Origin of the sequence: Pseudomonas chlororaphis (assembly GCA_001023535.1) — a bacterium.
GTDB classification, from domain to species: domain Bacteria; phylum Pseudomonadota; class Gammaproteobacteria; order Pseudomonadales; family Pseudomonadaceae; genus Aquipseudomonas; species Aquipseudomonas chlororaphis_E.
Map to the genome: position 1 here is coordinate 2653445 of CP011020.1, position 21820 is coordinate 2675264.

The following is a 21820-nucleotide window of genomic DNA, read 5'->3' on the forward strand; positions in this document are numbered from 1 at the left end:
CGCCACAATGGTTTCAAACAAACCTTAAGTGAGCAGCATTACACCTGTCAGCCCAGTTGCTCTGCCACCGACTCTGGAATGTCAGCATTGGAATAGACATTCTGCACGTCATCCAGGTCTTCGAGCATGTCGATCAGCTTGAGCACTTTCTCGGCGCCGTCCAGGTCCAGCTCGGCGCTGGTGGTCGGCTGCATGACGATTTCCGCGTCGGCCGGCTTGAACCCGGCCGCTTCCAGGGCATTGCGCACGGCATAGAAGCTGGCGAACGAGGTGAACACGTCGAACGATCCGTCTTCATGGCTGACCACGTCGTCGGCGTCGGCTTCCAGGGCGGCTTCGGTCAAGGCGTCTTCATCCAGGCCCGGCGCGAAGCTGATCTGCCCCTTGCGCTCGAACAGGTATGCCACCGAACCGTCGGTGCCCAGGTTGCCACCGCATTTGCTGAAGGCGTGACGCACGGCCGCCGCGGTACGGTTACGGTTGTCGGTCATGCATTCGACCATGACCGCCACGCCGCCTGGGCCATAACCTTCGTAGGTCAGTTCTTCAACGTTGTCGGCCTCGGTCGCACCGGCGCCACGGGCGATGGCCCGGTCGATGATGTCGCGGCTCATGTTGGCACCCAGTGCCTTGTCCAGGGCCAGGCGCAGGCGCGGATTGGAACCCGGATCGCCGCCACCCTGGCGGGCCGCGACCGTCAGCTCACGGATCCACTTGGTGAAGATCTTGCCCCTCTTGGCATCCTGACGTTCTTTGCGGTGCTTGATGTTCGCCCACTTGGAATGACCTGCCATAACTCGCTCCGGTTTTTCTTGAAACGTTGCCCGCCCTGCACCGATGCAGCGGCAGGCAAGCAGAAATATCGACACCAACGAAAAGGCGCATCCGAAGATGCGCCTTCAGGTGTCAGCCTTACTCAGCCTTGGGCTGTTCACGCAGACGGATGTGCAGCTCGCGCAGTGCCTTGGCATCCACCACACCCGGAGCCTGGGTCATGACATCGGCCGCGCTCTGGGTTTTCGGGAAAGCGATCACTTCACGGATCGACTGGGCGCCGGTCATCAGCATCACCAGGCGATCCAGGCCGAAGGCCAGGCCACCGTGAGGCGGTGCGCCGAACTTCAGGGCGTCGAGCAGGAAGCCGAACTTCTCTTCCTGTTCCGCTTCGTCGATGCCCAGCAGGCGGAACACCGCCTGTTGCATTTCCTTGCGGTGGATACGGATCGAACCGCCACCCAGCTCGGTGCCGTTCAGGACCATGTCGTAGGCACGCGACAGCGCAGTAGCCGGGTTGGCCTCCAACTCCTGCGGGGTGCATTTCGGCGCGGTGAACGGGTGATGCAGCGCGGTGAAGCTGCCATCTTCGTTTTCTTCGAACATCGGGAAGTCAACGACCCACAGCGGCGCCCACTCGCTGGTCAGCAGCTCAAGATCGTGACCGACCTTGATGCGCAATGCGCCCAGGGCTTCGCTGACGATCTTGGCCTTGTCGGCGCCGAAGAACACGATGTCGCCATCGACCGCGCCAACGCGATCGAGGATCACGTTCAGGTTGGCCTCAGGGATGTTCTTGACGATCGGCGATTGCAGGCCTTCGACGCCCTTGGCGCGCTCGTTGACCTTGATGTACGCCAGGCCCTTAGCACCGTAGATGCCGACGAACTTGGTGTAGTCGTCGATCTTGCTGCGCGGCATGCTCGCGGCGCCCGGCACGCGCAGGGCGGCAACGCGGCACTTCGGATCGTTGGCCGGCCCGCTGAAGACCTTGAATTCGACGTCCTTGAGCTGGTCGGCCACGTCCACCAGTTCCAGCGGGATACGCAGGTCCGGCTTGTCGGAACCGTAGCGGCGCATAGCCTCGTCCCAGGTCATGTGCGGGAAGTCGCCGAATTCCAGACCCAGCACTTCCTTGAACAGGTTGCGGATCATGCCTTCGGTCAGGCCCATGATGTCTTTTTCGTCGAGGAAGCTGGTCTCGATGTCGATCTGAGTGAACTCAGGCTGACGGTCGGCACGCAGGTCTTCGTCGCGGAAGCACTTGGCGATCTGGTAGTAGCGGTCGAAGCCGGCCACCATCAGCAGTTGCTTGAACAACTGCGGCGATTGCGGCAGGGCAAAGAAGCTGCCGGGGTGGGTGCGGCTCGGCACCAGGTAGTCGCGGGCGCCTTCCGGCGTGGCGCGGGTCAGGATCGGCGTCTCGACGTCGAGGAAACCGTTCTCGTCCAGGTAGCGACGGATGCTGGTGGTCATGCGCGAACGCAGGCGCAGCTTCTCGGCCATTTCCGGACGGCGCAGGTCGATGAAGCGGTAGCGCAGGCGGGTTTCTTCGCCCACGTCGGAAAATTCGTTGAGCGGGAACGGTGGGGTTTCCGCTTCGTTGAGCACTTCCAGCTCGTGGCCCAGCACTTCGATCATGCCGGACGCCATGTTGGCGTTGCCAGCACCGGCCGGACGCAGGCGCACCTTGCCGGTGATCTTGACCACGTATTCGCTGCGCACGCGGTCGGCGGTGGCGAAGGTTTCAGCGCGGTCCGGATCGAACACCACCTGGGCCAGGCCTTCACGATCACGGATATCGAGGAAAATCACCCCGCCATGGTCACGGCGACGATGAACCCATCCGCAAAGAGTAACTTCCTGACCTTCCAGGCTTTCGTTCAGTTGGCCGCAATAATGGCTGCGCATCATGGTAGTGGTTTCACTTCTCGTAATTCGACATTCGGTTGGAGGCCCTGCCCATGCAAGAACTCGCGCGTATTCAACTCAGTCTGCTTTGTCGCCACCGGCCAGGTTCTTCTTGGCGCCGGTTTTGAAGTCGGTTTCATACCAGCCCGTACCGCCGAGGCGGAAACCAGGCATGGACAGCATCTTTTTCAGTTCTGGCGCCTGGCAGGCAGGGCAGTCGACCAGCGGTGCCTCGCTGATCTTTTGAATGACTTCCATCTGATGACCACAGGAAGCACATTGATAGTCGTACATCGGCATGGGGTTGTCTCGGCGATCAGGTTACTCGCGCAAAGGCGGGCTTTGCGGCAAAGGGCGAGATTATATCCATTAAATGCAGCCTGTGCAGCCGTAAGACCGCACAGGCCGCTCCCGGCCCGTTTCAAGCACTGGCCTGGGCCTCAGTGCCGTCCGACGACCTCCAGCCCGGTTTCCTTCAGACTGTGCACAACGCAGACCACGCGCACCAGGCCACTGAAATTGCGCACGCCACCATGGCGCAAGTGCACCTCCCGGTCCACATGGGACAGCAAGGTGCTGATGGAACAGCGGTTGAGCCGGGCCATGTCGGCGAGGATATCCCAATAGACCTGCTCCAGACGCAGACACGTGGCAAAGCCATTCAGGCGGATGGACCGGGCCCAGGGCCGAGCCAATTGCATGTCGAAGCCCCTGACGAACGGATCGACGTGGATGGGCTGACAGCGCCCGCGCGCGCCCTCGCCGGGTTCTTTTCCTTGAATCATACCGTTGACACTCCTTTGCCAGACGAACCTTTCAGGTGGAACACTCCACCTGTGGCGCTTATTGGAAGCTCAACGGCATCGGCAGATCCAGACGACTTTATGGCCATCGACGTAGGACAAGCCGACAGCCGGCAGGCGACGAATTACGCCGTCCTACCCGCTGCCTACAAATCCCGGCGCCCTGCTCCCGGAGAGCAAGGGCTCGGCAGCCCTGCCAGGCTTATTTATCTTCCAACAGCGAGCGCAGCATCCATGCGGTCTTTTCATGAACCTGCATGCGCTGGGTCAGCAGATCGGCGGTGGGCTCGTCGCTGACCTTGTCCAGGAGGGGAAAGATGCCACGGGCGGTACGCGTCACCGCTTCCTGCCCTTCCACCAGTTGCCGGATCATATCCTCGGCACCGGGCACGCCCTCTTCTTCCTTGATGGAAGACAAGCGCGCGTACACCGAGTAGGCACCCGGCGCCGGGAAACCGAGGGCACGGATGCGCTCGGCGATCAGGTCCACCGCCAGCGCCAGTTCGTTGTATTGCTCCTCGAACATCAGGTGCAGGGTGCGAAACATCGGCCCGGTGACGTTCCAGTGGAAATTGTGGGTCTTGAGGTAGAGCACATAAGTGTCCGAAAGCAGGCGTGAAAGCCCGTCGACGATGGACTTGCGGTCTTCTTCACTGATACCGATATCAATGGCCATGTTGATTGATCTCCTGACGGTGATGAATGAGACAGCGGCTCCTCCACTGTAGTGGTTTTTGCCGCCGGCAGCCTGCGACAGATCGCCGGCCCTCCTGAACCGACAAGCCGGGACGCCGGGCGGTTCCGACACACGGGCCCCTTCAACGGCGCTCGCCTGGCCCCTGCAAGCGTCCACCGGGTGGCTGGCCGACGAACAGCGCGGTATGGGTCCGCGACGCGTTTGAGAAGGCCAAGGCTTTACTGTTAAATAGGCAGTGTGTCGCTACGCCTATTTTCCAGGACGTGGCGCATAGGCTGGTTCGAATACGTGTCCAACGCCTCTCCATTTTTCCGAAGCGAACCGTCCTCGACCCGCTCTTCCTTGTGATCTGTCTTAACCGTGAGCCAATTAAAATGTTGAAAATCGTCCACTTGCTAATGGGCGCAGCTGCCTTGCTGCTGTCCTTCATCCCTAGCCTGGGTTCCGAAGCCACACCTTACCTGCAACATCCCGATGCACTGTACCTGGCCTTTTTCGGCCTGCTCAACCTGACCCTCGCGCCCGTCATTCCTTACTGGAATAAAGGCCCCCGTCATCAACTGCAAAACCTCGTCAGCGTCCTGCTGGTACTGGCCGTCGCCCTGCAAACCCTGGCGTTGCTGGCCCCCATGCCGGAAATCGCCGGCCAACCGGCCATTGCGTTCAGCCTTGGCTGTGCGTTGCTGGCCGTGGCCGTGCACCTGGGCGTCAGCTTCTACAAGAAGTCGTCGCCCGCTGCTGCCTCGCAGAACTACGACATGTCCAACCGCGATACCGGCACCGTGAAGTGGTTCAACACTTCCAAAGGCTTCGGCTTTATCTCCCGCGATTCCGGCGATGACATTTTCGTGCATTTCCGGGCCATCCGTGGCGAAGGCCATCGCGTCCTGGTGGAAGGCCAGCGCGTAGAGTTTTCCGTGATGAACCGCGACAAGGGCCTGCAGGCCGAAGACGTGATCGCTGCGCTGCCGCGCCGCTGATACTGCCGTAAAAAAACCGCGATGCAGCCTCGCTGCTCGCGGTTTTTTTTGGGCCTGGCACTCGGTGCCGGTCAGTAATGAGGAGGCGGTGCCTCTTCTTCGAAGGATTCGAACTGCCCAGCCATCTCTTCCTGGCGCTTGAGCAACGCCGCCATCTGCAACTGCAGCCGCTCGACCACGCGCTGCTGCTCCACCAACACATCATTCAATGCCTGGATGGTGTCATCCTGAAACGCCAGGCGACTTTCCAGATCGGTTACACGGTCTTCAAGGTTCATGGTTTCAGCCCTCCAGAAACTTGAAATCATCGGTCAATGCCACGCGCAAGCGTTCGCGAATGGCCTTCACTTGCACGTCATTATAAGGCTGTGCCGGGTGTTTGCCCCAGACCGGTGCCGGCCACGCGGCATCATCGCGTTTGCGCACGATGACATGCATGTGCAATTGACTGACAACGTTACCCAACGTCGCGACGTTCAGCTTATCGGCGTCGAACGAGTCCTTGAGCGTTTCGGCCAGGGCCGTGGTTTCTTTCCACAGTTGCTGCTGGTCCATGTCATCCAATTGAAATAATTCGCTGATATTTTCCCGCCGCGGTACGAGTATGAACCACGGATAGTTGGAATCATTGGACAAGAGCAACCGACACAGCGGGAAATCGCCGATCGGCAATGTGTCTTGTTGCAGTCGTGGATCTAAGGCAAACACCGCGCGCACTCCTGATGGTTGATCGGTCCGGTTTCCGGGCACAGGCCGCGCCGGACACAGACCGGCAGCATACCTGCGAATGCCGGAGGGTTCACGGGGCACTCGTTCGACACGCCTGCATCGCCTTTTTGTTCACCGCTCTTTCAAGAACCGGTATGAACGAGGGCGGGCGTTGCACCAACACGGCGCAGGGTCCAGGGTGCAGTCCGACAGCAGCGTCCCAGGGCCTGGCAAATGCACCGGAGCTGTCAGATTTTCGTACAGCTTGAAAATTTTTTGCACCAAAACAGCACAGTGGGTCTACGCTCAGTGCACGAAGCATCCGGGATTTACTCACTCGATGGGGTGAACCGGTAACGTTTTTGGTTGTCGCGCACCGTTTCAAGACGTTCAACACGAGGGCCGCGCAGCCGTCAACCCTATTTAAAACAAGGCCTTTGGAGCCCGGTTTCATGAGGTTTCACCGCGTCAACCGGTAGAATGTGAAAAAAATGTAAACGAAATTCGGGTTTGTGCATGCTTGTTGCATTCATCCGCACATCGTCCAAGGGCTTCGCCGGAAGCGAAAACCCGCAGACCTATAAATTAAAGTGGCAAGGCTGCCCTCAGGAGCTTCAAGCGCGGTAATGACGGACTCTTTACACCAATGCCGGAGAGAAAAAACAACCTTAGAAGTTGTGAATCCGATTGCGTTGGTTCAGCCGAAATACGACATGGATCGAGCCATTGGCGACACGGTCGTAAAGAAGCTGAAAGGTTGTATGGGCAAGTATCGCCAATAGGGTCGGCGTGATATAAGTTTGCGCCGACACAAAAAGAAAGAGCCGCCCAGATAATAAAACAGGTGGGACGGCAGTACTCTTCTAAAACCAAAGGAGCAAATCACGATGCGCGTGATGAAGTGGAGCATGATCGCACTGGCCGTTGCTGCAGCAGCCAGTACTCAAATGGCTACGGCCGCACCTTTCGTAAGTGACCAAGCTGAAGCCAAGGGCTTTGTCGAAGACGCCAAGTTCGACTTGCTGCTGCGCAACTATTACTTCAACCGTGACCGCAAAAACGGTTCAAACGACCAGAAAGACTGGACTCAGGGTTTCTGGGGCAACTTCAGCTCCGGTTACACCCAAGGCACGGTAGGGGTCGGTGTTGATGCATTCGGTTATCTGGGCATCAAACTGGACGGCGGCGACGGCACGGCAGGTTCGGGCAACATGAGCCGCAACTCCCAAGGCCACAACGAAGACGACTTTGGTAAGGCCGGTGCAGCCGTCAAGCTGCGTATCTCCAAAACCGAACTGAAATTCGGTCAAATGCAGCCTAGCACCTCCCCAGTGTTCGCTGTCGGCGGTTCCCGCCTGTTGCCTCAAACCGCTACCGGTTTCCAACTGCAAAGCAGCGAAATCAAGAACCTGGATCTGGAAGCAGGTCACTTCTACTCGGCCTCCAGCCAGGACGAGATGAACAGTGACGGTGAGCTGCACGCTACATACGCATCCGGCGACAGCATTGCCGTTACCGGCAAGACCATGGATTACGTTGGTGGCAAATACGGCATCTCCGACGATCTGAGCGTTTCGCTCTACGGCTCCAAATTCGAAGATATTTGGGACCAGTACTACGCCAACGTGAACTACACCATCCCTATGGGTAACGACCAGTCGCTCAATCTGGATGGTAACATCTACCGCACCGTCGATACCGGTAGCGCCAGAGCGGGTGATATCAGCAACACCACGTTCTCGCTGGCAGCTGCGTATTCGTTCCTGAAAGCGCACACCGTTACCGTGGCCTTCCAGAAAGTGGACGGCGACACTCCATTCGACTACGTCGGTGTGGGTGACAACAACCGTGGCGGCGACTCGATCTTCCTCGCCAACTCCATCCAGTACTCTGACTTCAACGCCCCTAACGAGAAGTCTGCTCAGGTTCGTTACGACCTGAAGATGGCTGAGTACGGCGTACCAGGCCTGAGCTTCATGGCCCGTTACGTTAAAGGCTGGGATATCGACGGTACCAAGATGGATGCCTCCAGCCCATACAACCAATACGGCTATGGTGAAGATGGCAAGCATCACGAAACCAACGTCGAAGCCAAGTACGTGGTTCAGAGCGGCCCTGCCAAGGACCTGTCGTTCCGCGTTCGTCAAGCATGGCACCGCGCCAACACCGACCAGGCTGAGGGCGATATCAACGAGTTCCGCCTGATCGTCGACTACCCGATCTCGGTTCTGTAATTGCCGAAAGTTAGTTCGCGGTAATCAAAAAAAGGCCCATCTTCGGATGGGCCTTTTTCATTGCTGGCTATTCATGAATAGTCTGACCAACAGGTCAAACAGACTCCTGAACCACCCGAATCACACGTTGTGGGAACGGAATATCGATCCCCGCATCCTTCAACCGGTCCCGAGCCTGTTCATTCAACATGAACATCACGCTCCAGTAATCGGCCGTCTTCACCCAGATCCGCAACGACACTGTGATCGAACTGTCACCCAAGGTGGAAATCACTGCTTCAGGCGCCGGATCAGCCAACACGCGCTCATCCTTCGCCAGGTCCAGCAACACCTGCCGGGCCTTCTGCAGATCCGCCTGGTAATCCACACCCACGTCGAATACCACTTTGCGGGTCGGCTGGCGGTTGGTATTGGTGATGATGCCGTTCGACAGGTTGCCGTTGGGCACGATGACCGTCTTGTTGTCGCCGGTGCGCAGTACGGTGTGGAAGATCTGGATCGCATCGACCGTACCGGCAACGCCCTGGGCCTCGATCCAGTCACCGATGCGGAACGGGCGGAACAGCAGGATCAGCACGCCACCGGCGAAATTCGCCAGGCTGCCCTGCAATGCCAGGCCAATCGCCAGGCCGGCCGCACCGATGGCCGCGACGAACGAGGTGGTTTCCACGCCGATCATCGACGCCACGCTGACGATCAGCAGCACTTTCAGAATGATGTTCGCCAGGGTGCTGATAAACCCTTGCAGCGCCAGGTCCGCGTTGCGCAGGGCCAACAGCGCGCCCAGTTTCTGCGTGACCTTGTTGATCAGCCACCAGCCGATGGCCAGGGTGATGATCGCCAGCAGCACCCGGCTGCCGTACTCCATGATCATCGGGATCCAGGCCTGGGAAGCCTTGACCAGGTGGTCCACTTCAGCGTTCAAGTCCATCGTTGTCTCCTTTTCCTGTTACACGCGGCATTGTGGTGAGGGAGGATGCTCGCGCTTGGGTGCGTAGCGCTCACCGATAAGGGGCTGCTAAGCAGCCAGCGGGAGCGAGCGCCCTCGCCACAGGGTCTCCAAGCGACTGAAATATCAGTCGCGGAAGTTGTTGAATTGCAACGGCATGCCGAATTCCTTGCCGCGCAGTGCCGCAATGGCCTCTTGCAAGTCGTCACGTTTCTTGCCGGTCACCCGCACCTGCTCGCCCTGGATGGCGGCCTGAACCTTGAGCTTGGCGTCCTTGATGTGGGCAACGATCTTCTTCGCCAGTTCCTTGTCGATGCCTTCCTTGAGCACGGCTTCCTGCTTCATCAGCTTGCCCGAGGCGAAAGCGTCCTTGACCTCGAGGCACTGTACGTCGATCTTGCGCTTGACCAGCGCGAGCTTGAGGATCTCGATCATCGCCTCGAGCTGGAAATCGGCTTCGGCGGTCAGGTTGACGGTCAGGTCCTTTTCCTTGAACTCGAAACTGCCCTTGCCCTTGAGGTCATAGCGACGGTCGAGTTCCTTGACGGCGTTTTCAACGGCGTTGGTGACTTCGTGTTTGTCCAGTTCGGATACCACGTCGAATGACGGCATGTAGTGTTCTCCAATAAAAAGGCGCGCCGGTAACAAAGGCGCGCGCTTGGCTTGTGGTTAAAATCGGGCTCATTATAACGGGTCTTTCCCCACTGACACTGCGAGCTCCCGGATGCCTGCGACAAACCGAGTAAAAAACTGATGCCCACCACCTGGCATGTCCTGGGGGCCGGCAGCCTCGGCACGTTGTGGGCCGCGCGCCTGGCCCGGGCCGGCCTGCCAGTGAGGTTGGTACTGCGCAATGCAGACCGCCTGCAAGCCTATCAAGCCGCCGGCGGGCTGACGCTGGTGGAACAGGGCCAGGCGCAGTGTTACCCGGTCCCCGGCGAAACGGCGGACCACCACGAGCCGATCAAGCGCCTGTTGCTGGCCTGCAAGGCCTATGACGCCGAGGCCGCCGTCAGCTCGGTGACCCACCGCCTGGATGCCGACTCGGAACTGATCCTGCTGCAGAACGGCCTCGGCAGCCAGGACGCAGTGGCCAACCGCGTGCCCCTGGCCCGTTGCATCAGTGCCTCCAGTACCGAAGGGGCGTTTCGCGACGGTGACTGGCGCGTGGTGTTCGCCGGCCATGGCTACACCTGGCTCGGCGATCCGGCGCACCCGGTGGCCCCGTTCTGGCTGGACGACCTGGTGGCCGCAGGCATTCCCCACGAATGGAGCGCCGATATCCTCACCCGCCTCTGGCGCAAACTGGCGCTCAACTGTGCGATCAATCCACTGACGGTGCTGCACCACTGCAAGAACGGCGGCTTGCAAAGCCACCACTGCGAAGTCGCCACCCTGTGCGCGGAACTCACCGATCTGCTCGAACACTGCGGCCAGCCCGCCGCCGCCGAAGACCTGCAACCGGAGGTCGAGCGGGTGATCCAGGCCACCGCTACCAACTACTCCTCGATGTACCAGGATGTCAGTAACCGGCGCCGCACCGAGATCAGCTACCTGCTCGGCCACGCCTGCAAGGTGGCCCAGCGGCACCGGTTGGCGGTACCGCACCTGGAACAACTGCGCCAGCGACTGATTGTCCACTTGGACAACCTCGGATTGCCCAGCGACTGAGCAGCGGCTACGCTGGCCCTCGTGTTCCTTTTTAGCGACCAGTCTGATGCCATTGCGCCAGCGCCTTGAGAACCTCCCGGTCGGCCAGAAGCTGCTGGCCGCCCTGTTGGTGTTATTGACCACTGTCCTGCTGGTGGCCAACCTGACCTTTATCAGTGCCGCCTACTACATCTCCCAGGAGAGCATGGCGCCCCAGGCCTTGCAGACCATTGGCCGGCTGGTGGCAAACCCGAGCCTGATCTCCGATGCCGTGCAGTCGCCGCAGAGCGCCAAGCGCCTGCTCGACGAACTCAACAGCTACGCACCGCTTCGGGCGGCGGCCCTGTACGACGGCCAGGGCGAACGCCTGGCACAACTGCAACAAGGCGAAAAGCTCAAGCTGCCGGACCACTTTCGCAAGATGCAGGCCTGGCAGGCCGGTGAGTTTCGCAGCAACCAGGTCATCACCCTGCCCCGTCCCGGCATGGAGCCCGGCCATCTGCTCCTGGTGGCCAGCAGCGAACTGCCGACCGCGTTCTACACCGGCACGCTGACCGCCAGCCTGGGCATCCTGATCTTCAGCGTGCTGCTGTGGCTGGTCATCGCCCAGCAGATCAAGCGCCTGATTACCCAGCCGATCCACCAACTCGAAGAGCTGTCACGCCAGGTCACCCGCGAGGAAAACTATGCCCTGCGCGCCGCCAGGGGCAACCACGATGAAATCGGCAGCCTGGCCGAGGCGTTCAACACCATGCTGTCGCGGATCGAAGCCCGGGAGCAACAACTCAAGCGCGCCCGGGACGATTCCCAGGCCGCCTACGACCAGGCCCAGGGCCTGGCGGAAGAAACTCGTCACACCAACCGCAAGCTGGAGCTGGAAGTCCAGGTGCGCAGCAAGATCGAGAAGAAGCTCACCGGCTTCCAGAACTACCTCAACAGCATCATCGACTCCATGCCGTCGGCGCTGATCGCCCTCGACGAACAGCTCTACGTCACCCAGTGGAACCAGGAGGCCAGCGCCCTTTCCGGCACGCGCCTGGATGAAGCCCTGAACCAGCCGATCTTCCTCGCCTTCGAACCGCTCAAGCCCTACCTGCCCCAACTCAAGCAGACCGTCGAGCAGCACACCGTGGCCAAGATCGAACGCGTCACCTGGACCAAGGACGACGAGGCTCGCCACTACGCCCTGACCTTCTATCCGCTGATGGGCGGCGCCGGCCGCGGGGTGGTGATCCGCATCGACGACATCACCCAGCGCCTGTCGCTGGAGGAAATGATGGTGCAATCGGAGAAGATGCTCTCGGTCGGCGGCCTCGCGGCGGGCATGGCCCACGAAATCAACAACCCCTTGGGGGCGATCCTGCACAATGTGCAGAACATCCGCCGACGCCTGTCGCCGGACCTGCCGAAGAACCTCGAACAGGCCGAGCAACTGGGCATCGAGCTGCAGGTGGTCAATCGCTACCTGGAAGGCCGGGAGATCCCGCAGTTGCTGGACGGCATCCAGCAGGCCGGCGCCCGGGCCGCGAAGATCGTCACCCACATGCTCAGTTTCAGCCGCCGCAGCACGCGGCAGATGGCGCCTTGCGACCTGCCCGCGCTGATCGACCAGGCAGTGGAAATCGCCGGCAACGACTTCGACCTGGCGATCGGTTTCGACTTCAAGGGCCAGGCGATCATCCGTCAGTTCGACCCGAACCTGGGCCCGGTCCCCGGCACCGCCAACGAGCTGGAACAGGTGCTGCTCAACCTGTTGAAAAACGCCGCCCAGGCGATCCACCAACGCCAGGACGACAGCGAGCCGGGGCGTATCATCCTGCGCACGCGGCTGAACCCGCCGTGGGCCGAGATCCAGGTCGAGGACAACGGCATCGGCATGAGTGAGAACGTGCGCAAGCGCACCTTCGAGCCGTTTTTCACCACCAAGGAAATCGGCCAGGGCACGGGCCTTGGGCTATCCGTGTCGTACTTCATCATCACCAACAACCACAAGGGCCAGATGGAAGTGCAATCGGCACCGGGCCAGGGCACCTGCTTCACCTTGCGCCTGCCCTTGGCCGGCACGTCCCTCACCCAGCAGGAAAACATACAACTGGAGCGCTGAGCATGGGCTTTCGCCTGTCGAAGATTTACACCCGCACCGGCGACACCGGTGAAACCGGGTTGGGCGATGGTCGCCGCGTGGCGAAGGACCACCCACGGGTCGAGGCCATCGGCGAAGTGGATACCCTGAACAGCCAACTGGGGTTGCTATTGGCTGGACTTGCCGCCGAAACCACGCACTACCCGGCGCTGAAGGAAGTCAGTGACGTGCTGGCACCCTGTCAGCACCGGCTGTTCGACCTGGGCGGCGAACTGGCGATGCCGGCCTATCAGGCGTTGAATGCGGCAGAAGTCGAGCGACTGGAAACGGCGATCGATGTCTGGAACGAGGAATTGGGACCGTTGGAAAACTTCATCCTGCCCGGTGGCTCGACGCTGATTGCCCAGGCCCACATCTGTCGCAGCCTGGCCCGCGGTGCCGAGCGTCGTTGCCAGCAGTTGAACGCCGTGGAACCGCTGGCGGGGCCGGGGCTGGCTTATATCAATCGGTTGTCGGACCTGTTGTTCGTGGCGGCGCGAATCATCGCCCGGCGGCAAGGGATAGCAGAGGTGCTGTGGGAGGCGGCGGCCAAGCCTGGGGGGTGATCAAAAGAGATGTATCGCCGGTCAGGCCGCCTTCGCGGGCAAGCCCGCTCCCACAAGGTGATCGGTTGTGCCCTCTGACTTTATGTCTGACGCAGATCCAATGTGGGAGCGGGCTTGCCCGCGAAGGGGCCAGCAGCCCCACCACAAAAATCATGCCCCAGGCCAGAACGCCCGAATCCCCGCCACACCCTGAGCCCCAGCCTCCCAGGCCTGCCGCCGTTCAGCGGGCCCTACCCCACCCAACAGATAGACCGGCTTGTTGAAGCCCTCGATCAGCCGGGCCGCCTCGTCCCAACCCAACGGCTGGGCCTCGGGGTGGGTCTGGGTCGGCTGGACAGGCGAGAGCGTCACGAAGTCCACGTCCATCTGCTGCGCCAGGGACAACTCCTCGGCGTTATGGCAGGAAGCCGCCAGCCAGCGATCCTTGCCGAACGGACGACCGGCCGCCGCATGCTTGCGCAACTGCGCGGCGGTGATGTGCCAGCCAGCGGACGGGAAATCCCCCAGCCATTCGAACGGGCCCTTGAGCATCAATTGCGCCTTGCCGGCGCACAGCCCCACCGCATCCACCGCCAGGTCGCGGTACTGCGGATCGTAGCCGTTGGGCGCGCGCAGCTGGACCAGCTTGACCCCACCGGCAATCGCCTTCTGCAGGCCGCGCAACAAGGCCGGTGTTTCCAGGCCATCGGGGGTGATCAGGTATTCGCCAGGCAAACGGGCGGCGGCCACGATCGGCTGATTGGCCGCCGGAAATTCATAGCCCGTCAGCTCGCGTGCCGTCACCCAGGCCAATGGCTGTCCTTCGGCACCGTGGGGTTCGCCGGTGAACGCCGAGACTTCCCAGACGTCCAGCAACACCTGTTTGTCCGGGTAATCGTGGCGCACCTTGATCAGCGGCCGGGCGGCGCCGACCACAATGCCCAGCTCTTCATGAAGCTCCCGGGCCAGGGCCGCCTCGACGGACTCATCCGCCTCGACCTTGCCGCCGGGAAACTCCCACAGGCCACCCTGGTGCTGGGTGTCGGCCCGACGGGCGATCAGGATCCTGCCGTCGGCGTCGCGAATGACCGCCGCCGCTACGTGTACTCGTTTCACCGCGCTGCTTCCTCCAGGCCGGCCTGTTGCCAGGTCTTGAAGGCCGGCCATTGGTAAAGGGTTTCAACATAGGCCGCATCGATCGCCGGCAGTTCCACCTGGTAGGTGCGCAGGCGCACGGCAACCGGCAGGAAAAACGCATCCGCCAGGCCCAAGGTGCCGAACAGGTAAGGCCCGGCGTCGGTCGCCGCAGCCCGGCATTCGGCCCACAGCGCCAGCATCCGTTCGATTTCCGCCTGGACATCGGCCGGCATGGGCGACAACGGCGCATCATGGGCCAGGTCAAACGGCATGTGGGTGCGAAGGGCGAAGAAACCGCTGTGCATTTGCGCACATGCCGACCGCGCCTGGGCCCGGGCCGCTACATCCCTGGGCCAGAGGCCCGCCTCGGGGAACTGCTCGGCCAGGTACTCGGCGATCGCCAGGGAATCGGCAATGACGCCCGATTCGGTCTTGAGCAGCGGGACCTTGGCGGTGGCCGAATACTTGAGCAGCTTCTGCCGCGTGTCGGGTTGATAGAGCCTGACCAGTTCTTCAGTGTACTTCGCGCCAGTCAGCGTCAACGCCAACCAGGCACGCAGGGACCAGGAAGAGATTTTCTTGTCGCCGATGATCAGGTGCAGGCTCATGTCTGGAATCCGTTCTTAGGGGTACAGAAATTGGCTGTTGTCTATCAGGCCGCCTTCGCGAGCAAGCCCGCTCCCACAACGGCATCCCGTAAACGCCTGTGGGAGCGGGCTCGCTCGCGAAGAGGACGGCTCGATGTTAAGTCCGGTACTCGGCGTTGATCTTCACATACTCGTGGGACAGGTCGGTGGTCCAGATCGTCTCGCTGCACTCACCACGGCCCAACTCGATACGGATGGTGATCTCTTCCTGCTGCATCACCGCCGCCCCCTGGGCCTCGGTGTAGCTCGCGGCACGAGCGCCCTGGCTGGCGATGCAGACGTCGCCGAGGAACACGTCGATCTTGCTCACATCCAGGTCTGGCACGCCGGCACGGCCGACGGCGGCGAGGATCCGGCCCCAGTTCGGGTCGGACGCGAACAGCGCGGTCTTGATCAGCGGCGAGTGGGCCACGGTGTAGCCAACATCCAGGCACTCCTGGTGATTGCCACCGCCATTGACCTGCACGGTCACGAACTTGGTCGCGCCTTCGCCGTCACGGACAATGGCCTGGGCCACTTCCATGCACACCTCGAACACGGCTTGCTTGAGCGCGGCGAACAGCGGGCCGCTGGCTTCAGTGATCGGCGGCAGGTTGGCCTTGCCGGTGGCGATCAGCATGCAGCAATCGTTGGTGGACGTGTCACCGTCGATGGTGATGCGGTTGAACGACTTGTTGGCGCCGTCGAGCATCAGGTCTTGCAGCACTTGCCGGGAGACATTGGCGTCGGTGGCGATGTAGCCGAGCATGGTCGCCATGTTCGGGCGAATCATGCCGGCGCCCTTGCTGATGCCCGTCACGGTGACGGTCACGCCGTCATGCTCGAACTGGCGGCTCGCGCCCTTGGGCAGGGTGTCGGTGGTCATGATGCCGGTGGCGGCAGCGGCCCAGTTGTTTTCCGACAGGTCATCGAGGGCGGCCTGCAGCGCGCCTTCGATCTTCTCGACCGGCAGCGGCTCGCCGATCACACCGGTGGAATACGGCAGCACCTGGCTGGCGTCCACGCCCGTCAACTCCGCCAGCTTGGCGCAGGTACGCTCGGCGGCAGCCAGGCCTGGCGCGCCGGTACCGGCGTTGGCATTGCCGGTGTTGGTCAACAGGTAGCGCACCGGCCCCTGCACGCGTTGCTTGGCCAGGATGACCGGAGCGGCGCAGAAGGCGTTGAGGGTGAAGACACCGGCAACCGTCGAGCCCTCGGCGCAACGCATCACCACGACATCCTTGCGCCCGGGACGCTTGATGCCCGCCGAAGCGATACCGAGTTCAAAACCGGCAACCGGGTGCAACGTTGGCAACGGACCAAGACCAACAGCCATGAATGCGCTCCTTAAATAAAATGTATGTCTGAATCAAATGGCAAAACGCCGCGACGGTCGGAAACCGGTCGCGGCGCGGGTCGTTCAGCGTTGGAAACGGGTGTTACTGGATCTGCCCGTGACAATGCTTGTATTTTTTGCCCGAACCGCAGTAGCACAGTTCGTTACGGCCCAGCTTCTGCTCGTTGCGCACTGGCGCGGTCGCCAGGGCAACATCCACGTCGACGCCCTCTTCGGCGACAACGTCCAGGCCAGGGGCTTCGGCGTGTTCGAACTGCATGCGCGCGGCCAGGGCCTCGGCTTCCTGACGCAGGCGCGCCTCTTCCTCGGCCGGGTCTTCGCGGCGGACTTGAACGTGGGACAGCACACGGATCGAGTCGCGCTTGATCGAATCCAGCAGGTCGGAGAACAGCGTATAGGACTCGCGCTTGTACTCCTGCTTCGGGTTCTTCTGGGCGTAACCGCGCAAATGGATGCCGTGGCGCAGGTGGTCCATGGTCGACAGGTGGTCTTTCCACAAGTCGTCCAGGACCCGCAGCACGATCTGCTTCTCGAAGGAGCGCAGCGCTTCGGCACCGGCCTGGTCTTCCTTCTCGTTGTACGCGGCGATCAGTTCGGCGAGCAGCTTCTCGCGCAGGGTCTCTTCGTACAGGTGATCGTCTTCGTCGAGCCACTGCTGGATCGGCAACGACACGCCGAAGTCACTGCGCAAGGCCGCTTCCAGGCCAGCGATGTCCCACTGCTCCGGCAGCGATTGCGGCGGGATGTGGGCGCTGACGGTCGCGTTGAGCACTTCCTGGCGGAAATCGGCGATGGTGTCACCGATGTTGTCGGCGGCCAACAAGCTGTTACGCATGTGATAGATCACTTTGCGCTGCTCGTTGTTGACGTCGTCGAACTCCAGCAATTGCTTGCGGATATCGAAGTTGCGGCCTTCGACCTTGCGCTGGGCCTTCTCGATGGCGTTGGTCACCATGCGGTGCTCGATCGCCTCGCCCGGCTGCATGCCCAGGGCCTTCATGAAGTTCTTCACCCGATCAGAGGCGAAGATGCGCATCAGGCTGTCTTCCAGAGACAGGTAGAAACGGCTGGAGCCGGCGTCACCCTGGCGACCGGCACGGCCACGCAGTTGGTTGTCGATACGGCGCGACTCGTGACGCTCGGAGGCGATCACCTGCAAGCCACCGGACTCGAGCACCTGCTGGTGACGCTTCTGCCAGTCGGCCTTGATCTGCGCGATCTGCTCGGGGGTCGGGTTTTCCAAGGAGGCGACTTCCACTTCCCAGTTGCCGCCCAGCAGGATGTCGGTACCCCGACCGGCCATGTTGGTGGCGATGGTCAATGCACCTGGGCGACCGGCCTGGGCAATGATCTCGGCTTCCTTCTCGTGGAACTTGGCGTTGAGGACCTTGTGCTCGATGCCTTCCTTGTTCAGCAAGGCGGACATGTGCTCGGACGTCTCGATGGTGGCGGTACCCACCAGGATAGGACGGCCCTGGGCCATGCCTTCCTTGATGTCGTTGATGATCGCCGCGTACTTCTCTTCGGCGGTCAGGAACACCAGGTCGTTGTAGTCCTTACGGGCCAGCGGCTTGTTGGTCGGGATCACCACCACTTGCAGGCCGTAGATCTGGTGGAACTCGAACGCTTCGGTGTCAGCGGTACCGGTCATGCCGGACAGCTTGTTGTACAGGCGGAAGTAGTTCTGGAAGGTGGTCGAGGCCAGGGTCTGGCTCTCGGCCTGGATGTTCAGGCCTTCCTTGGCTTCGATGGCCTGGTGCAGGCCCTCGGACAGGCGACGGCCCGGCATGGTACGGCCGGTGTGCTCGTCCACCAGCACGACCTGGCCGTCCTGCACGATGTATTCGACATTGCGATGGAACAGCTTGTGGGCGCGCAGGCCGGCATAGACGTGGGTCAGCAGGCCCAGGTTATGCGCCGAGTACAGGCTCTCGCCCTCGGCCAGCAAGCCGACGCGGGTCAGCATGTCTTCGATGAACTGGTGACCGGCTTCGTTGAGTTCGACCTGGCGGGTCTTCTCGTCGATGGTGTAGTGACCGGCCTGGGTGACCTGGCCCTCGACCTCCTCGACGTGCAACTTGAGCTGCGGGATCAGTTTGTTGATCTCGGTGTACAGCTTGGAGCTGTCCTCGGCCTGACCGGAAATGATCAGCGGGGTACGGGCTTCGTCGATGAGGATGGAGTCGACTTCGTCGATCACGGCGAAATTGAGTTCACGCTGGAATTTTTCTTCCATGCTGAACGCCATGTTGTCGCGCAGGTAATCGAAACCGAATTCGTTGTTGGTGCCGTAGGTGATATCGGCGGCGTAGGCGGCACGCTTCTCTTCCGGCGGCTGGAACGGCGTGACGACGCCGACGGTCAGGCCGAGGAACTCATAGAGCGGACGCATCCAGTTGGCGTCGCGGCGGGCCAGGTAGTCGTTGACCGTCACCACGTGCACGCCCTTGCCGGACAATGCGTTGAGGTAGACGCCCAGGGTTGCCACGAGGGTCTTGCCCTCACCGGTGCGCATTTCGGCGATCTTGCCTTCGTGCAAGGTCATGCCGCCGATCAACTGGACGTCGAAGTGACGCATGCCCATGACCCGCTTACCGGCTTCGCGGGCAACCGCAAAGGCTTCGGGCAGGAGCTGGTCGAGGGTTTCTCCCTTGGCGATGCGGTCCTTGAATTCGGCAGTCTTGGCGCGTAACTGATCGTCCGAAAGGGCCACCATTTGCTCTTCGAAGGCATTGACAGTCTGTACCGTCTTGAGCATGCGCTTGACTTCACGCTCGTTCTTGCTTCCAAAGAGTTTCTTTAACAAAGGCGCAAACATATCGGCAGGATCTTCCACACTAAAGGGATGGAGGGCGGCCCCGTGAGTCGCCCGTGCAGCCCTCATGGCCGCATGCGAACGAGCATTCTACCCGGAAACGATGGAGAGGAAAGTGGCGTTATTCCACGATGCTGGCACAGCGCTGTGACGGGGCTTGCTTAAAATAAGGGCTTTTGCGCGAACTTCAACCCACAAAACGCAGAAGTTAAGCGTTGATTGCTCAGGTAAAACGCCCCGGACCACCGGGCCCAGGCGCCTGCGATGCTTTCTGTTACCATGGCGCCTCTGTCACTTGCGGTATTCATTCATGGCCTTTCGCCCCCTTACCGCCAAGGCGCCCGCCATCCTGCTGCGCGAAGCCAAGCCGCTGAAAGCCATCTTCGGCCATGCCAGGCGCCTGGGCCACCTGCAGCGGCTGCTGGACAGCCAACTGCAACCTGCCGCTCGCGAGCATTGTCACGTGGCGTCCTGGCGCGAAGGCAGTTTGTTGCTGATTGTCACCGACGGCCACTGGGCCACGCGCCTGCGCTACCAGCAAAAACGCCTGCTGCGCCAGTTGCAGGCGTTCGAAGAGTTCGCCGGCCTGGTGCGGATCCAGTTCAAGGTCCAGCCGCCTACCGTGCAGGTCGGTGCCAAGGGGCACACGCTGGACCTGTCCCAGGATGCCGCCGCGACCATCCAGTCCACGGCCGAGGGCATCAGCGATCCCAACCTGCGGGCGGCGCTGGAGCGCCTGGCGGCGCACGCGCGCCCCAAGACTTGAGACGTTGTTTCGTCCAGTCGATCGCCTTCGCGAGCAAGCTCGCTCCCACAAGAGTTTTCAGCGGCCACAAAAATTGTGTTCACCTCGGCTCTTCTGTGGGAGTGGGCTTGCCCGCGAAAGCGGTCTGTCATTTAAGAATAAGTGGCTGACCCAGCGCCTTCGCGAGCAAGCTCGCTCCCACAAGGGATTGCGTCGAGCAAAAATCCTGTGTCGGCAAAATTCCCCTGCTGGCGAAGGGCGCGACTCGGCCCTGACTACCGGCGGCGCTTGCTGCCGCCCAGCAATGAGCCCATCAACCCGCGCACCAGTTGACGGCCCAACTGGTTGGCCGCCTGACGCATTGCCGACTTGAGCGCCTGCCCCGCTGCCGTGCCGAGGAACTCCCCGGCCCTGTCAGCAAGGCTCGGCTGTTCAGCCGCCGGTTTGTCCGACGCGGCCTCGGCTTCAGGCTCCAGCCCTTTGCGCCCCATCAACACTTCATAGGCCGACTCGCGATCAATGGGCTTGTCGTAGCGCCCTTGGAGTGGCGAGCGGGCGATCAACGCGGCGCGCTCGGCCTCGCTCAACGGCCCGATGCGCGATTGCGGTGGTGCCACCAGCACGCGCTGGACCATTTCCGGCGTACCTTTTTCCTGCAGGGTGCCCACCAGGGCTTCGCCGATGCCCAGCTCGGTCAGCACCGCCAAGGCATCGAACTGCGGGTTCGGGCGGAAACCGTCCGCCACCGCCCGCAGGGATTTCTGCTCCTTGGCGGTGAAAGCCCGCAGGCCGTGCTGGATACGCAAGCCCAGTTGCGCCAGTACATCGTCTGGCAAATCGCCCGGCGACTGGGTCACGAAATACACCCCGACACCCTTGGAACGGATCAGCCGCACCACTTGTTCCAGGCGTTCCTGCAAGGCCTTGGGCGTGCCGGCGAACAACAGGTGCGCCTCGTCGAAAAACAGCGCCAATAGCGGTTTGTCCGCATCGCCGCGCTCGGGCAACTGTTCGAACAACTCGGCCAGCAGCCACAGCAGGAAGGTCGCGTAGACTTTCGGCGCCTCATGGACCAGCCGACTGGCGTCCAGCAGGTGGATGCGTCCCCGGCCATCGCTGGCCGGTTGCAAGATGTCTTCGAGCTGCAAGGCCGGCTCGCCGAACAACGCTTCCGCACCTTGCTGCTCCAGGCTGGACAAGCGTCTTAGCAAGGCCTGGCTGGAACCGGTGGTCATCAGCGCCGCGTCGTCCCCCAGCAACTCGGGGTTGTCCCTGAGGTGGTTGAGCAACGCCTTGAGGTCCTTGAGGTCAAGCAGCAACAGCCCTTCACGGTCAGCCACCTTGAACGCGGCGTACAGCGCCGACTGCTGGCTGTCGGTGAGCTCCAGCAGGCTGCCGATCAGCAACGGGCCCATTTCACTCAAGGTGGTGCGCAGTGGATGACCGGATTGGCCGTGGATGTCCCACAACGTCACCGGATAGGCCTGGGGCGTGTGGCCGAGCCAAGGCATGCCGGCGATCCGCTCGGCCACTTTGCCCTGGGGGTTGCCGGCAGCGCCGAGGCCGCACAGGTCGCCCTTGATGTCCGCCGCGAACACCGCCACACCCGCATCGCTGAACGCTTCGGCCAGGCGCTGCAAGGTCACGGTCTTGCCGGTGCCGGTGGCGCCCGCCACCAAGCCGTGGCGGTTCGCCAGGCGCATCGCCTGGGAGAGGGGTTGGCCGGTCGGGTCGGCGCCGATAACAAGCTTGAGTGAGTCAGGCATT

The 21820-nt window shown here is 61.7% G+C and carries 20 protein-coding genes; 6 read left to right on the plus strand and 14 right to left on the minus strand.

Annotated features, from left to right (window positions below; genetic code table 11):
• Positions 1-47 precede the first annotated feature (47 nt).
• The 5 genes from VM99_11680 to VM99_11700 form a co-directional block, all read right to left on the minus strand.
• Positions 48-794, minus strand: coding sequence for a hypothetical protein (locus tag VM99_11680; GenBank protein AKJ98687.1), 747 nt, complete (start codon positions 792-794; stop codon positions 48-50).
• A 118-nt stretch (positions 795-912) separates the two neighbouring features.
• Positions 913-2688 (minus strand): aspartyl-tRNA synthetase, encoded by a 1776-nt coding sequence (locus VM99_11685; protein AKJ98688.1) that lies wholly within the window; start codon positions 2686-2688, stop codon positions 913-915.
• Positions 2689-2763: 75 nt separating this feature from the next.
• A complete protein-coding gene (locus VM99_11690) occupies positions 2764-2985 on the minus strand; it encodes an FmdB family transcriptional regulator (GenBank protein AKJ98689.1) in 222 nt (73 codons plus the stop codon).
• Between the two features lie 140 nt (positions 2986-3125).
• Complete coding sequence (locus VM99_11695) at positions 3126-3470, minus strand: hypothetical protein (protein AKJ98690.1); 345 nt, start codon at positions 3468-3470, stop codon at positions 3126-3128.
• A gap of 220 nt (positions 3471-3690) precedes the next feature.
• A complete protein-coding gene (locus VM99_11700; protein AKJ98691.1) occupies positions 3691-4164 on the minus strand; it encodes a ferritin in 474 nt (157 codons plus the stop codon).
• Positions 4165-4559: 395 nt separating this feature from the next.
• Between VM99_11700 and VM99_11705 the strand changes: the two genes are divergently transcribed.
• Positions 4560-5165, plus strand: a complete 606-nt coding sequence (locus VM99_11705) for a cold-shock protein (GenBank protein ID AKJ98692.1) — start codon at positions 4560-4562, stop codon at positions 5163-5165.
• A 71-nt stretch (positions 5166-5236) separates the two neighbouring features.
• On the opposite strand, the gene VM99_11710 is transcribed toward VM99_11705, so the two are convergent.
• Positions 5237-5443, minus strand: coding sequence for a hypothetical protein (locus tag VM99_11710; GenBank protein ID AKJ98693.1), 207 nt, complete (start codon positions 5441-5443; stop codon positions 5237-5239).
• A gap of 4 nt (positions 5444-5447) precedes the next feature.
• Positions 5448-5873: a histidine triad (HIT) protein gene (locus VM99_11715; GenBank protein AKJ98694.1), complete on the minus strand. Its 426-nt coding sequence runs from the start codon at positions 5871-5873 to the stop codon at positions 5448-5450.
• A gap of 887 nt (positions 5874-6760) precedes the next feature.
• Between VM99_11715 and VM99_11720 the strand changes: the two genes are divergently transcribed.
• Positions 6761-8107 (plus strand): porin, encoded by a 1347-nt coding sequence (locus VM99_11720; GenBank protein AKJ98695.1) that lies wholly within the window; start codon positions 6761-6763, stop codon positions 8105-8107.
• 94 nt (positions 8108-8201) lie between these two features.
• Here VM99_11720 and VM99_11725 read toward each other — a convergent pair whose 3' ends face one another.
• Together VM99_11725 and VM99_11730 are read right to left on the minus strand one after the other, a co-directional pair.
• The gene (locus tag VM99_11725) at positions 8202-9038 is read right to left on the minus strand and encodes a mechanosensitive ion channel protein MscS (protein ID AKJ98696.1); all 837 of its coding nucleotides are present in this window, start codon (positions 9036-9038) and stop codon (positions 8202-8204) included.
• Positions 9039-9182: 144 nt separating this feature from the next.
• Positions 9183-9668, minus strand: coding sequence for a nucleotide-binding protein (locus tag VM99_11730; GenBank protein AKJ98697.1), 486 nt, complete (start codon positions 9666-9668; stop codon positions 9183-9185).
• Between the two features lie 141 nt (positions 9669-9809).
• Between VM99_11730 and VM99_11735 the strand changes: the two genes are divergently transcribed.
• The 3 genes from VM99_11735 to VM99_11745 are packed head-to-tail and all read left to right on the plus strand — an operon-like array spanning position 9810 to position 13394.
• Positions 9810-10727 (plus strand): 2-dehydropantoate 2-reductase, encoded by a 918-nt coding sequence (locus VM99_11735; protein ID AKJ98698.1) that lies wholly within the window; start codon positions 9810-9812, stop codon positions 10725-10727.
• 46 nt (positions 10728-10773) lie between these two features.
• Complete coding sequence (locus VM99_11740) at positions 10774-12810, plus strand: histidine kinase (protein AKJ98699.1); 2037 nt, start codon at positions 10774-10776, stop codon at positions 12808-12810.
• A gap of 2 nt (positions 12811-12812) precedes the next feature.
• Positions 12813-13394 carry an ATP--cobalamin adenosyltransferase gene (locus tag VM99_11745; GenBank protein ID AKJ98700.1) on the plus strand — a complete coding sequence of 194 codons (582 nt, stop codon included), beginning with the start codon at positions 12813-12815 and terminating at the stop codon, positions 13392-13394.
• A gap of 150 nt (positions 13395-13544) precedes the next feature.
• On the opposite strand, the gene VM99_11750 is transcribed toward VM99_11745, so the two are convergent.
• The 4 genes from VM99_11750 to secA all read right to left on the minus strand — a co-directional run bounded on the left by VM99_11750 (position 13545) and on the right by secA (position 19311).
• Positions 13545-14489, minus strand: a complete 945-nt coding sequence (locus VM99_11750) for a hypothetical protein (GenBank protein AKJ98701.1) — start codon at positions 14487-14489, stop codon at positions 13545-13547.
• Positions 14486-15118, minus strand: coding sequence for a glutathione S-transferase (locus VM99_11755; GenBank protein ID AKJ98702.1), 633 nt, complete (start codon positions 15116-15118; stop codon positions 14486-14488). Before VM99_11755 ends, VM99_11750 begins: the two co-directional genes overlap by 4 nt.
• 136 nt (positions 15119-15254) lie before the next feature.
• The gene (gene argJ / locus VM99_11760) at positions 15255-16472 is read right to left on the minus strand and encodes an ornithine acetyltransferase (GenBank protein AKJ98703.1); all 1218 of its coding nucleotides are present in this window, start codon (positions 16470-16472) and stop codon (positions 15255-15257) included.
• Between the two features lie 103 nt (positions 16473-16575).
• On the minus strand, positions 16576-19311 hold the full coding sequence (gene secA / locus VM99_11765; protein ID AKJ98704.1) for a preprotein translocase subunit SecA: 2736 nt from the start codon (positions 19309-19311) through the stop codon (positions 16576-16578).
• 307 nt (positions 19312-19618) lie between these two features.
• On the opposite strand from secA, the gene VM99_11770 reads away from it, so the two are divergent.
• On the plus strand, positions 19619-20074 hold the full coding sequence (locus tag VM99_11770) for a putatiave Zn-ribbon-containing RNA-binding protein (GenBank protein AKJ98705.1): 456 nt from the start codon (positions 19619-19621) through the stop codon (positions 20072-20074).
• Positions 20075-20328: 254 nt separating this feature from the next.
• Here VM99_11770 and VM99_11775 read toward each other — a convergent pair whose 3' ends face one another.
• Positions 20329-21819 (minus strand): ATP-binding protein, encoded by a 1491-nt coding sequence (locus VM99_11775; protein ID AKJ98706.1) that lies wholly within the window; start codon positions 21817-21819, stop codon positions 20329-20331.
• Position 21820: the final 1 nt, after the last annotated feature.

Excerpts from the sequence above, each read along its gene's own strand:
- VM99_11680 (AKJ98687.1), bottom strand. The coding sequence starts at position 794 with ATGGCAGGTCATTCCAAGTGGGCGAACATCAAGCACCGCAAAGAACGT.
- VM99_11685 (AKJ98688.1), bottom strand. The coding sequence starts at position 2,688 with ATGATGCGCAGCCATTATTGCGGCCAACTGAACGAAAGCCTGGAAGGT.
- VM99_11690 (AKJ98689.1), bottom strand. The coding sequence starts at position 2,985 with ATGCCGATGTACGACTATCAATGTGCTTCCTGTGGTCATCAGATGGAA.
- VM99_11695 (AKJ98690.1), bottom strand. The coding sequence starts at position 3,470 with ATGATTCAAGGAAAAGAACCCGGCGAGGGCGCGCGCGGGCGCTGTCAG.
- VM99_11700 (AKJ98691.1), bottom strand. The coding sequence starts at position 4,164 with ATGGCCATTGATATCGGTATCAGTGAAGAAGACCGCAAGTCCATCGTC.
- VM99_11705 (AKJ98692.1), top strand. The coding sequence starts at position 4,560 with ATGTTGAAAATCGTCCACTTGCTAATGGGCGCAGCTGCCTTGCTGCTG.
- VM99_11710 (AKJ98693.1), bottom strand. The coding sequence starts at position 5,443 with ATGAACCTTGAAGACCGTGTAACCGATCTGGAAAGTCGCCTGGCGTTT.
- VM99_11720 (AKJ98695.1), top strand. The coding sequence starts at position 6,761 with ATGCGCGTGATGAAGTGGAGCATGATCGCACTGGCCGTTGCTGCAGCA.
- VM99_11725 (AKJ98696.1), bottom strand. The coding sequence starts at position 9,038 with ATGGACTTGAACGCTGAAGTGGACCACCTGGTCAAGGCTTCCCAGGCC.
- VM99_11730 (AKJ98697.1), bottom strand. The coding sequence starts at position 9,668 with ATGCCGTCATTCGACGTGGTATCCGAACTGGACAAACACGAAGTCACC.
- VM99_11735 (AKJ98698.1), top strand. The coding sequence starts at position 9,810 with ATGCCCACCACCTGGCATGTCCTGGGGGCCGGCAGCCTCGGCACGTTG.
- VM99_11740 (AKJ98699.1), top strand. The coding sequence starts at position 10,774 with ATGCCATTGCGCCAGCGCCTTGAGAACCTCCCGGTCGGCCAGAAGCTG.
- VM99_11745 (AKJ98700.1), top strand. The coding sequence starts at position 12,813 with ATGGGCTTTCGCCTGTCGAAGATTTACACCCGCACCGGCGACACCGGT.
- VM99_11755 (AKJ98702.1), bottom strand. The coding sequence starts at position 15,118 with ATGAGCCTGCACCTGATCATCGGCGACAAGAAAATCTCTTCCTGGTCC.
- argJ (AKJ98703.1), bottom strand. The coding sequence starts at position 16,472 with ATGGCTGTTGGTCTTGGTCCGTTGCCAACGTTGCACCCGGTTGCCGGT.
- secA (AKJ98704.1), bottom strand. The coding sequence starts at position 19,311 with ATGTTTGCGCCTTTGTTAAAGAAACTCTTTGGAAGCAAGAACGAGCGT.
- VM99_11770 (AKJ98705.1), top strand. The coding sequence starts at position 19,619 with ATGGCCTTTCGCCCCCTTACCGCCAAGGCGCCCGCCATCCTGCTGCGC.
- VM99_11775 (AKJ98706.1), bottom strand. The coding sequence starts at position 21,819 with ATGCCTGACTCACTCAAGCTTGTTATCGGCGCCGACCCGACCGGCCAA.